At 65.8% G+C, this 12,275-nt stretch carries 12 protein-coding genes; 3 read left to right on the top strand and 9 right to left on the bottom strand.

Annotated elements, in window-relative coordinates; genetic code table 11:
* Window positions 1–37: 37 nt before the first annotated feature.
* Window positions 38–619 carry a DUF2150 family protein gene (locus tag P1K32_RS12235; protein WP_276250003.1) on the bottom strand — a complete coding sequence of 194 codons (582 nt, stop codon included), beginning with the start codon at window positions 617–619 and terminating at the stop codon, window positions 38–40.
* 153 nt (window positions 620–772) lie between these two features.
* Between P1K32_RS12235 and P1K32_RS12240 the strand changes: the two genes are divergently transcribed.
* Complete coding sequence (locus tag P1K32_RS12240; protein WP_276250004.1) at window positions 773–1,081, top strand: hypothetical protein; 309 nt, start codon at window positions 773–775, stop codon at window positions 1,079–1,081.
* Here the strand turns inward: P1K32_RS12240 and P1K32_RS12245 are convergent.
* Window positions 1,078–2,283 carry a mechanosensitive ion channel family protein gene (locus P1K32_RS12245; RefSeq protein WP_276250005.1) on the bottom strand — a complete coding sequence of 402 codons (1,206 nt, stop codon included), beginning with the start codon at window positions 2,281–2,283 and terminating at the stop codon, window positions 1,078–1,080. The genes P1K32_RS12240 and P1K32_RS12245 overlap by 4 nt on opposite strands.
* A gap of 73 nt (window positions 2,284–2,356) precedes the next feature.
* Window positions 2,357–3,265 carry a pyridoxal 5'-phosphate synthase lyase subunit PdxS gene (gene pdxS, locus P1K32_RS12250; protein WP_276250006.1) on the bottom strand — a complete coding sequence of 303 codons (909 nt, stop codon included), beginning with the start codon at window positions 3,263–3,265 and terminating at the stop codon, window positions 2,357–2,359.
* Between the two features lie 192 nt (window positions 3,266–3,457).
* Here pdxS and P1K32_RS12255 point away from each other — a divergent pair, with 192 nt between their 5' ends.
* Window positions 3,458–4,243, top strand: coding sequence for a DUF1405 domain-containing protein (locus P1K32_RS12255; protein WP_276250007.1), 786 nt, complete (start codon window positions 3,458–3,460; stop codon window positions 4,241–4,243).
* Between the two features lie 25 nt (window positions 4,244–4,268).
* Window positions 4,269–4,577, top strand: a complete 309-nt coding sequence (locus tag P1K32_RS12260) for a hypothetical protein (RefSeq protein ID WP_276250008.1) — start codon at window positions 4,269–4,271, stop codon at window positions 4,575–4,577.
* 20 nt (window positions 4,578–4,597) lie between these two features.
* Here P1K32_RS12260 and P1K32_RS12265 read toward each other — a convergent pair whose 3' ends face one another.
* From P1K32_RS12265 to P1K32_RS12290, 6 genes are all read right to left on the bottom strand, one after another.
* Window positions 4,598–5,161, bottom strand: a complete 564-nt coding sequence (locus P1K32_RS12265) for a hypothetical protein (protein ID WP_276250009.1) — start codon at window positions 5,159–5,161, stop codon at window positions 4,598–4,600.
* Window positions 5,162–5,444: 283 nt separating this feature from the next.
* Complete coding sequence (locus tag P1K32_RS12270) at window positions 5,445–6,257, bottom strand: hypothetical protein (RefSeq protein WP_276250010.1); 813 nt, start codon at window positions 6,255–6,257, stop codon at window positions 5,445–5,447.
* Window positions 6,258–6,321: 64 nt separating this feature from the next.
* Window positions 6,322–9,090: a valine--tRNA ligase gene (locus P1K32_RS12275; protein WP_276250011.1), complete on the bottom strand. Its 2,769-nt coding sequence runs from the start codon at window positions 9,088–9,090 to the stop codon at window positions 6,322–6,324.
* A gap of 225 nt (window positions 9,091–9,315) precedes the next feature.
* Window positions 9,316–10,833 (bottom strand): sodium:solute symporter family protein, encoded by a 1,518-nt coding sequence (locus P1K32_RS12280; protein ID WP_276250012.1) that lies wholly within the window; start codon window positions 10,831–10,833, stop codon window positions 9,316–9,318.
* Window positions 10,826–11,044 carry a DUF3311 domain-containing protein gene (locus P1K32_RS12285; protein WP_276250013.1) on the bottom strand — a complete coding sequence of 73 codons (219 nt, stop codon included), beginning with the start codon at window positions 11,042–11,044 and terminating at the stop codon, window positions 10,826–10,828. The genes P1K32_RS12280 and P1K32_RS12285 overlap by 8 nt, the downstream gene beginning before the upstream one ends.
* A 104-nt stretch (window positions 11,045–11,148) precedes the next feature.
* Window positions 11,149–12,066, bottom strand: coding sequence for an HFX_2341 family transcriptional regulator (locus P1K32_RS12290; RefSeq protein ID WP_276250014.1), 918 nt, complete (start codon window positions 12,064–12,066; stop codon window positions 11,149–11,151).
* Window positions 12,067–12,275 lie beyond the last annotated feature (209 nt).

Consider the following 12,275-nt stretch of genomic DNA (forward strand, 5'->3'; position numbering starts at 1 on the left):
GAACGATGCCAGTCCGACCAGCGCTGGCAGCGACGACTCAGTTCTCGTCTTCTTCGACGACTTCCGGGTCCGAAAGCGCCGTCTGGAGGCTGTCCAGTCCGTTGACCCACTCCGAGACGAGGCCGTATTCGAGGTCCTCGACGACCTCCATCGCCAGTTCGTCGCCGTCGATGATCCGCGTACCCGCCTGGACACAGTAGCCCAGCGCGGCGTCGAGGTCTTCCTCGGCCTCTGCGTCGGCGGCCGCGCCGACGTAGTCGGTGACCGTCGCGTCGCTCGCGACGCCCTCGGCGGTGTACTCCTCGGCGGCGTAGAAGACACAGACCAGCGAGGTCTGCACGCCGTCGATGAGCATCAGCGTCTCCTCGTCGTCGATATCTATCTCGTCGAGAACTATCTCCCGGACTCCCGCTAGCTCCGACAGCGCGGTCTCCTCGTCGAGCTCACCGTCGTCGTAGTCGGTGAGTATTTTCGCGACCGCGATGGCGGCGTCGTCCTGCAGGTTCAACAGGAGCCGAGCCGAGTCTTCGTCTTCGGGGTCTATCCCCTCGTTTTCGATGCGGTCGAGCCAGTTCTGCCAGCGTTCGTCTGTGTAGTACTCCCCCGGCGGCGTGCTCATATCTCCCCGTACGTGCGCCCGGGGATAATAGCTTCGACAGCCAATTGCGCCCGTAGTCAGGGTCGTAACCGCACGACGGGAGTCTGGCTTTCCCGCTCAGGTTCCCCGGGCTCGATGCGGATATTTATCAGTTCGCGAACAGAATGGCACGGTATGGCACACAGCGGTTCCACCGTCCGCCAGGCCGGCCGGCTCGACCCCGCGTTCGTCGGTGTCGTCCTGACGCGGCTGGGCGCTGGCGTTATCGCGCTCACGCTCCCGGTGGTCGCGGGGACGTTCGCCGGACTGCTCCTGACTGCCGGGTCGCCAGCGGTCGGGGTCGCGCACGCGCTGGCAGCGATGGACGGCCCGCTGCTCGGTGGTTTCGGGCTGCCCTGGCTGTTCCACGTCGCGACCCTCGCAGGGCTCTGTGGCTGCTGGGTGCTCGGTGCCGGACTCCTGCTTTCGGGACTGTACGACTAATCTTCCGAATGCACGCCGCGTGGTCGCTCGGTCGACGACGACTCGTCGCGCATGGTGAGCGTGCGCTGTGGGAAGGGGATATCGACGTTCTCTTCCTCGAAGGCCGTCTTGACCGCTCGTACCACGGCCGAGACGGCCCGCCACTTTCGGGGCGGCGTCGGGTGGTCTATCCAGAACCGCAGCTCCAGCACCACGGCGGAGTCGCCGAAGGACTTGGGGACGACCCGTGGCGGCGGGGAGTCGATGACGTCGCTGACGCCGACCATCGCCTCGCGGGCCAGCTCCATGGCCGCGTCGACGTCGGTGTCGTAGTCGACGCCGATATCTAGCGTCAGCCGGAGCAGCCCCTTCCGGCTCCGGTTGGTGATGGCGCTGTCGCTTACCCGGTCGTTGGGGAGGACGACGAACTCACCGTCGAAGTTCTCAAGACGCGTGTTGAAGATGGTGATGTCGGTGACGATACCCTCCTCGTCGCCGATGGCGACCCAGTCACCGATGGTAAACGGTCGCGAGAACATCAGGACGAAGCCGGCGATGAGCGACCCCAGCGTCTGGCGGGCCGCGAGTCCGACGACGATACCCAGGAAGCCGGCCCCGACGAGCAGGCCCCCGATATTGATGCTCCAGACCGCGAAGATGGTCGCGCCGACGGCGACGAAGATGGTGACCTGCCCGACCCGCAGGAGAATCTCCTCCTGATGCTCGGTGAAATCCGACAGCGCGGTGCTGAAGCGGTCTATCCACCGCTGGAGCTGGTCCGACGCGACGAAGGCCAGCATGATGAGCACAATCGTCTGTATCGTCGGAACGAGCGTCGGGTCCCGATCCGCCAGAAACGGCCGGAGCGCCGCTTCGACGTCCGCGATTCCCCAGACGACCAGAAACGAGATCACGACGATCGACAGCATCGTGAGCTGTGCCATCCGGAGCAGGAGTCCGCGGAACGTCGTCGGCGTGTACGTCGCAATCGTCTGGAGCCAGCTGCCCGACCCCGCTCCCATCTGCTCGACCGCAACCGTTCGAAGCCACGAGAGCACCGCTGGAATCACGACGACGGTCACGAGAAGGACGGCAAGAAGCAGCGCCGTCGCGACGACCCGTCCCTGGCTGGCAGCCAGCCCTTCGAGTGCCTCCTGAAACGCTCTGATGAGGTCCAGCAGCCCCCTGTTCGCGTCGGTCGCCGCGGTCTCCGTCTGCTGCACAGTCCCAGTCACGCGCCGACGGACTTGGTTCTTCGTCTTTCGATAGTGAACGGCGACCAGTCGAAAACCCGGCTCAGACGCCGCGACCCTGCAGCTTCTCTTCCTCGGGGAGGTCGGCGTTCGCGTCGCCTTTCATGCCCTTGCCGACGTTCTTGCTGATCTCGGTCAGCTTCTCGGGGTCGTCCCAGTTGTTCACCGCTTCGACGATTGCGGTGCCCATCGCCTCGGGGTCCTCGGCACCGAAGATACCCGACCCGACGAAGATGCCGTCACAGCCGTGGTGCATCATCAGCGCCGCGTCGGCGGGCGTCGCGATGCCGCCGGCAGCGAAGTTCACGACCGGCAGGCGCCCCATCTCGGCGGTCTCGTGGACGAGGTCGGCGGGCGCCTCGTGCTCGCGGGCCCACTTCTCTCGCTCCTCGTAGCTCATCCCTTCGAGCTTGCGAATCGACCCCTTGATGTTGCGCTGGTGGTGGACGGCCTGGTTCACGTCACCGGTGCCGGCCTCGCCTTTGGTTCGAATCATCGCCGCGCCCTCGTCGATGCGTCGCAGGGCCTCCTGGAGGTTGCGCGCGCCACAGACGAACGGCGCGGTGAAGTCCCGTTTGTCGATGTGGTAACGGTCGTCCGCCGGCGTCAGGACCTCGCTCTCGTCGAGCATGTCCGCGCCCGCGGCCTCCAGAATCTCGGCCTCCTTGGTGTGGCCGATACGGGCCTTGCCCATCACCGGAATCGAGACTTCGTCGATGACGGCTTCCAGCGAGGCGGGGTCGGCCATCCGCGCGACGCCACCGCGCTTGCGGATGTCCGCCGGGACGGCCTCGAGGTTCATGACGGCGACCGCGCCGACGTCCTCGGCGATGCGGGCCTGCTCGGGCGTGACGACGTCCATGATGACGCCGCCCTTCTGCATCTTCGCGAAGCCGCGCTTGACCAGGTCAGTACCGCGGCGGAGTTCCTCCAGATCGGTAGCTTCAGGCATTACGCCGGGCTTAGGACTGGATTAACTTAACGCGTGTCCTTCCACCGCTCGAACTGTGCTCTGCGGGCGATTTCGCCGCCTGGACTACGTTCTGTAACAGCACCCAGTGGCGGTTCGTCGCGACACGAAATACAACCAGCAGAACCCTGCACAATCGCTATCGGTTTACCACCGGAACCCACACGAGGAGATATGTCGGCTGTGAACCGGGTGGGACGGCGAATCGAGTCGGTCGTCGCCCGGTACTTCGACGCGTCGCTACCCGAGTCGGAGGGACTGCCACGCTACGTGGCGCCACTGCCCGAGTGGCTCGAGAACGTTGGGCTCCGACTTGCCTGGCCCATCGCCATCGTCAACCTCGTCGGGACGCTTTTTGGCTTCTGGTACTACGCCGGCCAGCCGCTGAACCTGTCGCCGCCGCTGCTGGGCGGGCAACTGGGCGCCGCCACGCCGCTGGCCTGGCCCCTGATTCCGGACTCGCCCGTCGCCACGCTGTTTATCGGCCTCTCCTTTGTGGCGTGGAAACTGGACTGGGACCTCCAGTGGCTCCACGTGCTTGCCTTCTTTGGCTGTATCAAGCTCGGCCTCTGGACGCCCTACGTCCAGCTGGTCATCAACGGCAGCGAGGGCATCGCGCCGTGGCTCTACTGGTTCCTGATACTCTCGCATATGGCGATGGCCGTCGAGGCATTCCTCATCCACCGCTATGCGACCTTTTCGGTCCCTGCAGTCGCCGTGGCCGCCTTCTGGTACGGCTTCAACGACATCGTGGACTACTTCGTCCCCGTCCTGGGCGGCCCACACCACACGTGGCTGCGTGGCGAGCCGTTGCTGTCGGGGCCCGGTGTCCACTTCGACCACACCGTCCTCGCCCACGACCTCGCGGCCGGGTGGGCGGTGACGCTGACGATTGTGGCGACCTTCCTCGCGCTCGCGACGCGGGTGGAGAAGGTGAAACGACGCCGGGCCGACAGCTAACTGCGTCGCGCCCGAACTCCTGGCCGTGAACGTCATCTGTACCGACGGCACCCGGTTTCGCTGTGACCGCTACGAACTGACCGAAAAGGGCGTGAAACTGTACAGCGGCGACGCCGAGGAGGCGCCCGAACGGTACGAGTCCGGCACCGACGAGCACCAGATCGGGTTCGTCCCCGACGCGATGTTGCAGTTCATCCTGCCCGAGGGCGTCACGCCCGCCGGTGCGAGTACGGCCCAGCCGCCACAGCAGCCGACAGGCCAGCCGCCACAGCAGCCGCCCGCCCGGCCGACCGGGCGCGCGCACTCGACGACTCGACAGCAGCCACAGCAGTGACGCCGCAGTCGGCGGCGGACTCAGAGCCGCGGGACGCGGTCGTCCAGAATCCTGACGACGCGCTCGCTGTTGTCTATCCGGTCGAGGTCGTAGACCAGATCGGGACCGAATTCCGTCGCGATTCTGAGCCGGTCGTCGGTCGCCTCGTAGCCGTAGACCTGCATCCAGGGCGTGTGCGTCAGGTCGAACGGGACCACCCAGCAGACGTAGCGGGTGGTGACGAGCCCACCGTCCGTGACCCGGACCTGCGAGCGCGTTCCGGGGAGGAACACGACCAGAAAGAGGCCGCCGAAGAGCCAGCCGGAGGGGTCCGACAGGACCGCTGCCCGGACGAAGAGGCCGGCCACGACGACGAGGACGGCTACGTCGACGACCAGTTTGAGCTGCCGGCGGCGACCGTCGTCCCCGCTCTCCGTCGTCCGCGGGAGCGTGGCCAGCGTCTCCGCGTCGCCGGGCGGCTGCTCGCGTCCCGCCATCACGGCCCAGCCGACGACGGCGAGAAAGACGCTGGCGATGGCAAACTGGTAGCGGCCGCCGGCCCCGCTCTGTATCCCGGTCCAGGTCACCCAGAGCCCCAGTCCCACCAGCGCGCCCCCGTGAACCGCACCGTGACTCTGTGGCCCAGCAGCCGACTGCGGGTAACCAGCAGGCCGCCCGCGGCGATGCCCAGGCACAGCCCCCGACTGCGACGGCGGCGACCGTCGCGTAGGGCGGCCCGCCCAGCAGCAGCACGGCCGCGGCGACCCCCGCGACGTAAGCCCCACTCCCCAGCGCAGCCGGCGGTTTCCCCTGCATGGCTGGTGGCTCACTGCGGCGGAAAATAAAGCTGTGCGGTCGGTGACGGGCCCAACAGAGTTCCAGAGAGTGTCACCGTTCGACGGCGTACTCGTCGAGCACGCTTCGAACGCGCTCTAGGTCGTCGAAGTCGCCGATTTCGTAGGTGAAGTTCGGTCCCAGTGCCGTGGCGATAGTGAGCGTCTCGTCGCCGACTTCGTAACCGGAGATCTCGTCCCACGACGTGAACTTCGTGCCGATGGGAACCGACGACCCGAGTGTATTCTCAGAGACAAGTCCCTCTTCGGTGACGTGGACGGTGAACGTCATCCCCGGCAGGAACGTGGCGGCGACGGGCACGGTGAAGACGAGAAACAGGGGATTGGACTCCACGACGGCGAGCCAGCCGAACCAGCCGACCAGCAGGGCGCCCACAGCCCAGCCCAGCAGCCGCATCGTCTGGCGGTAGCGTTCGACACCGACGATACCGACGAGGTCAGTCTCCGGCAGCGTCAACAGTGTCGCACCGCGCTCGCGGGCCGCGTCGCTCTCCGCGTTCTGGCCGACCTGTAGCACCGTGACCCACCCGACGAGCGCGAGATAGATGGCACCCATCGCGGTGGCGTACTGGCCACCGAGCTCCGCCACGAATCCGTCCCACGAGGCCAAGCCGACCAGCCCAAGCAGGGAAAGAGCCGACAGCAACATCAATCGCTTTCGTTCGGCGAAGGCCGCCAACCGTTCGTCCGTCAGAACGCGGCTGCCGACGACCAGTCCGAGACAGGCGGCGGCGAGCCCGGTGACGGCGACGGTCCGGAGCGGGCGGCCGACCAGCGCGACGACGGCCCCCACGTGACCGGCCGCGAGCGCACCGCTACCGAGCGTAGCCAGCGTCCGTCGCCTCATACGTGGCTGCTATCGGCGATGGCAAATAAATATCAGGGAACCGGTTTGTCGTCGGATCCGAACCCTATCGCACGACGACGACGGCCCTTTCGGTCTCGGTCATCTCGCCCTCGCCGGAGTAGGTGCGGGTCTCCTCGACCTCGAAGAGGTCCGGACCGAGTTCGAACTCGTCGGCGACGACGAGCCGTTCGCCGTCTATCTCGTAGTCGCCCGACTCGATGCCCGAATCGATGGCGCCCACGTCGCTGCCGAACTCCGGCCCGACGACGGAGTAGTCGAGGTCGATGCCGCTGACCTCGGTCGTGATGTCGGGGGCGTCCTCGTAGGTGTCCAGCGTCTCGACGTGCATCGCCTCGGCGATGGCGGCCTCGAACCCGTCGACGTGGCCGTACACCTCGACGTGCTCTACGTCGGCGTTCAGCGGGAGGCCGTTCTCGGTCTTGTACCGGCGCAGGGCGGAGACGACCTCCATGGCCGTCTCGCCGGCTGCGAGGTCGGCCTCGTAGCCGCCCGCGACCGGCCAGTCGGTGGTGTGGATGGAGCCGTCGTCGCTCTCAGCTCCGTATGCAAGCCGGTCCCACAGCTCCTCCGTGATGTGCGGGAGGAAGGGGGCAAACAGCTTCAGGAACGTCTGGTGAGCGGTCAGCAGCGTGTACTCGGTGCTGGCATCGCCACCGTCGCTCAGGCGCTGTTTCGCGATTTCGAGGTAGTCGTCACAGAAGGTGTTCCAGAAGAACGACCGCAGTTCGTTGCGGGCCTTCGAGAAGGCGTAGTCCTCGAACTTCGCGGTGACGGAGTCGACGGTGGCGTCCAGCTCGGCCAGTAGCCAGCGGTCGACGGCCGAGAGCTCCTCGGGCTCGGCGGGGCGGGTCGCCGGCGTGAGCTGGTCGACCAGCCGGGAGGCGTTCCAGAGCTTCTGTAGCAGGCGCTCCCCGGCTTCGAGGTCGCCCTCCTTGTACGGGAAGTCGTCGCCGATGGAGGTGCCGGCGGCCCAGTAGCGGGCGGCGTCGACGGGGAAGTTCTCGAGCACTTCGCTGGGCGGGATGACGTTGCCCTTGGACTTGGACATCGCCTCGCGGTTCTCATCGAGGACCATCCCGTTGACCATCACGTTCTCGAAGGGGACCTCGCCGGTGTGTTCGTAGCACTTCACGACGGTGTGGAACAGCCAGAACGAGATGATGTCGTGGCCCTGCGGGCGGAGGTCGAAGGGGTAGAGTTCGGGGTTGTCCATCGTGAACTCCCCGGCTTCTGCGTCCACCGAGTCGGCTGTGTCTGCCGACTCGTCGGCGTGCCAGTCCCAGCCGGCGTTGACCAGCGGCGTCAGCGAGGAGGTCGCCCACGTGTCGAAGACGTCCTCCTCGGGCGTGAGCTCGTCGTGGCCACACTCGGGGCAGCTATCGACCGGCGGGTCGTCCGAGAGTGGGTCGACCGGCAGGTCTGCCTTCTCGGCCATGACCGGTTCGCCGCAGTCCGCACAGTACCACACCGGAATCGGGATGCCAGAGTCGCGCTGGCGGGAGATACACCAGTCCCACTCCAGGCCCTCTATCCAGTGCTGGTAGCGGCTGAACATCTTCTCGGGGAACCAGTCCATCTCCCGGCCCGCCTCGAGGTACTCGTCTTTCTTGTCGAGCATCTCGATGTACCACTGCTCGGTGACGAGATACTCGACCTCGACGCCACAGCGCTCGTGGACCTGGACGGTGTGGTCGTGGTCGCGCGATTCCAGCAGATACCCTTCCCCGTCAAGGTCCTCGATGATGGCCTCGCGGGCCTCCGTCGTCGAGAGCCCCTCGTAGTCGCCGGCGACCTCGGTCATCGTCGCGGACTCGTCGATGGCCAGCCGCAGGTCCAGGTCGTGGGCCTGGTACCACTCGATGTCGTTCTGGTCGCCGAAGGTACAGCACATCACCAGGCCGCTGCCGGTCTCCATGTCGACACGCTCGTCGGCGATGATGGGCACCTCCTGGCCGAACAGGGGGACCCGAGCGGTGCCGCCGACGAGATGCTGATTCTCGTCGTCGTCGGGATGGACGAAGACCGAGACACACGCCGGGAGCAGTTCGGGGCGGGTCGTCGAGATGGTGAACGTCTCGTCCCACGTGATTGGGCCGTCGCCGTCGGCCACGAGGTCGAAAGCGATGTCGTTGAACTTCGTGGCCTTGTCCTCGTCTTCCTGTTCGACCTGCGAGATGGCGGTCTCGCAGTCGGGACACCAGATGGTCGGCGCGCGCTGGCGGTACTCCCGTCCCTTCTCGTAGAGGTCCAGGAAGGACAGCTGCGAGACGCGCTGGACCTCCGGCGCGATGGTCTTGTAGGTGTTGTCCCAGTCGACGGAGATGGCCAGCGACTGGACGTCCTCGGTGAACTCGTCCTCGTAGGTCGCACAGACCTCGCGGCACTTCTCCTGGAACTCCCGTCGCTCGAAGTCCTGGTGGCGGATGTCCAGTTCGCGCTCCGTGAGTCGCTCGGAAGCGATTCCGTTGTCGTCGTAGCCAAAGGGGAAGTAGACCGTGTCGTCGGCCATCCGATGGTACCGGGCGACGAAGTCCTGCAGCGTGAACTGGTAGAGGTGGCCCATGTGGAGGTTGCCCGATACCGTGGGCGGGGGCGTGTCGATGGAGAAACGGGTGTCGGCGTCATCTCGCGGGCTCTGCCCGCTCGATTGGTCCGCGGAGCTTTGCTCCGCGCTATCCCCGTCGTAGGCGTAGGTGTCCTCGGCCACCCAGTGGTCTTGCCACTTGGACTCGATGTCGGCTGGGTCGTACTCGCCGGTGAGCTGGTCGTCGGCTGGCGGTTCGTCGGTCGGTGGGTCCTGTGTGTCACTCATGTCGAATCTGCTGTTGGGGTAGTCGAAAACCGGTGCGGGCGTCGAGGAGGTGTATTAGTGGGGCGTGGGGACCCCTACTACGGGTACGAGAAGGGTCGGACGGTCTGCTCGACGCACCATTATCTGTTTATGAGCCAACCGGGGGCTAAACGACTTCGGTTTGGCATGGCAGCCAGCAGGTGTCGGTGGACACCTGTCAGTGGGACACGTGGAAGCGATGGCCGCTCAGTCGCTCTCGACGCCGGAGACGGCGTAGGCGGTCCGGTCCTCGGTCGCGGCGGGCGCCGTCACCAGCGAGACGCCCACGGTCAGCGAGGCGCCGACGAGGATACCGACGACCCCGGGTGTCCAGCCGAAATACGTCGCTGGCACGGCGACGTCGGTGCCGACCAGTCCCGAAAGCGTCGAGACGACGGGGAAGACGTGCAGCCCGTAGAACAGTTGGCTCCCGAGGACGCCGGCGTACATCCCGCGACGGGTGGTCCCCTGCCAGTACAGCGCCAGCGCGACCGGCACCGTGAGCTGTGCGAAGCCGCTGAAGGCGGTGTCGCCGATCTGGACGAGCGTCCCCGGCGTGTAGAGGCTGGCGACGAAAGAGAGGGTCGCAAAGACGACGACGCCCACGCGAGCAACGAGCGTCTCCCGGCTCTCGTCGCTTTCCTCGTCGCGACCGGTCAGGGGCCGGTAGAGGTCCCGTGTCAGATATGACGACCCAGAGAGCAGCATGGAGTCACTGGAGGACATCATCGCGGCCATCGCACCGGCGATGACCAGGGCGGCGAACCAGGTCGGCGTGTACTCGCCCAGTATCGCGGGGATGACGTTGCCTCCCTCCGGGACTGTGACACCGAGCCCGGCCGCCCAGGCGCCCAGCATGAACGCCGGGACAAAGAGGAGTACGACGAGTATCGGCCACAGCGCGAACGTACGCTTGAGAACTTTCTTCGAGCCGGCGGCGAAAAAGCGCTGGTTTATCTGGGGGAACATCGTCACGCCGAAGGCGATGCTCACCGCCGTGGAGATGATATACTGGGGTGTGTAGAGACCGCCGCCCAGACCGAGGAAATCGGGGTTCTCCACCGCTAGCGCGGCGGTGGCCTCGCCGGCGCCACCGACGGCCGAGAGGACCCACGCGACCGCGACCCAGACGAGCGAGAGCATAAAGAGTCCCTGGAGCGTGTCGGTCCAGGCGACCCCGCGCATCCCCGAGAGCGCGACGTACAGCACCATGAACAATGTGATACCGCCCGCACCGACCCAGAACGGGACCGCGCCGCCGGTGAGTCCGACGATGGCCTGCCCCGCGCCCTTCTGCTGGAGCATGACATAGGGGAACAGCCAGAAGAGGCTGACGGCGGCGACCACGACCCGGAGCGCGGTCGAGCCAAAGCGGTCGCCGAGCATCTCCCCCAGCGTCACGTAGCCGTGGCGCTTGCCGACGAGCCACTGTTTGTACCCAAGCACGTACCAGAGGACGGCGAAGATGATGCCGTCCATCAGCCCCATGACGAGTATCCACTCTGGGCCGGCGCTGTAGGCGAGGTTCGGGCCGCCGAAGAACGTAAACGCCGACAGCAGCGTCGCGAAGGTCGTAAACAGCAGGACGACTGTTCCGAGCGTGCGGCTCGCGAGGTAGTAGTCCTCGGCGGTGCGGTCGGTCAGGCGATAGGCGACGACGCCGACCGCGAGCGCGACGACCATGTACGCGCCGACGATGCCCAGCTGGAGCGCCGTATCAGCCACGCGTGTTCACCTCCTCGATGCCCAGTCCCCAGTCGGTCCGCGCGAAGACGGCGAAGACCACACTGGCGAGGGCCATCCAGCCGATATGCCACCAGAGCCACACCGGGAGACCCAGGGCCGTCTGGCTGGCTCCCCAGAGGAACCACGGCACGGCGAGCGCCATCAGCACCAGTGCGACGACTGTCCAGCCGACGATTCTAACGGTGCTCATTCTAGGTCTGTCTAACGGTTGTCGCTACTAATGCGTAGTGTTTCTTCACGCAGTTATTTTGAAGAACTATTCTCTTCAGCAATCCGGGCCGACGGCACCGGCAGTCACGGCAGCTCGGTGTCGCCGCGTTCGCGATCCTCCGCAGAGTGTGCTCGCACCCACAGTTCGCCGATGCGCGACAGCTTCGTCCGGTAGGACTTCCCGTGTTCCTCCTGCTCGATGTACCCCTTCCCACCGGGGCCCAGCCGGTCGACGTTGTAGATGACTTTCGAGCGGAAGGAGTCGGTGTACTCCTCGCCCATATCACGGGCCAGCGCCTGGGCCAGCTCGGAGACGGACTCGAACTCGCCGTGCTCGCCCAGTGTAAAGAGGATGACCTCCTCGAACGGTTTGACGTTCGAAAAGGAGGCGACGGGGAGTTCGACGATGTGGGAGCCGTCGATCTCCTTTGCGCCGATGGTCGTCCCGCGCTCGTCGAACTCGTTGAGCAGGTCGAGTGCCGTCGACAGTCGCTCGTCGACGCGGTCGTCGACGGCCTCGCCGGACTGTAAGTCCTCGAGCAGGGCTATCTGCTTGCGCAGCTCCTCTGCGAGTTCGGTCTCCAGGTACTTCTCGGGGACCGTGTAGTAGGTGTGGATGCGCTCGCGGTCCCCTTCACGCTCGACCATGATGGAGTGGGAAGCGGTCGCGAAGGCAAAGGAAACTGTCCGGGGCATCGCCGAGACGTTGACCCACACCTCGCTGCCCGAGTCCAGTTCGGCGTTGATGAGGGCGAAGGCCTGTTCGAAGGCCTCGTCGTAGTCGTAGACGTCGGCGACGACGACCCGCTCGGTCTCGGCCCCGAGCAGGTTCTGGTAGTCTTTCTCCAGTTTCTCGGCGAGGTTGCGCGAGTACTCGACGTTGGCTTCGGAGCCGACTGCCCCTTCCAGCAAGATGACGCGGTCCACGTCGAGTTGCTCGCGCACAAGCGGCGCGATGAGCCGGTCGTAGTCGAAGCCGACCGGGACGATGTGGGTCTGCATACCCGGGACAACGGTACGGGGTTTAAATAAAGCACCAGTTTCAGGACTGTTGACCCACAGTACTCGTGACGACACGAGACACAAGTGTCGCTGTGTGAGCGACCGTCGAGTTCGGAGAGTGGCTCTTCACGATCAGTACCAACAACGCGCTCGACCGTTCCCGGTTGATATCCGCTTACCGGGCACGCTCGCGAGAAATCTGTTTCCCG

Origin of the sequence: Haloarcula rara (assembly GCF_029338235.1) — an archaeon.
Taxonomy (GTDB): Archaea; Halobacteriota; Halobacteria; order Halobacteriales; family Haloarculaceae; genus Haloarcula; species Haloarcula rara.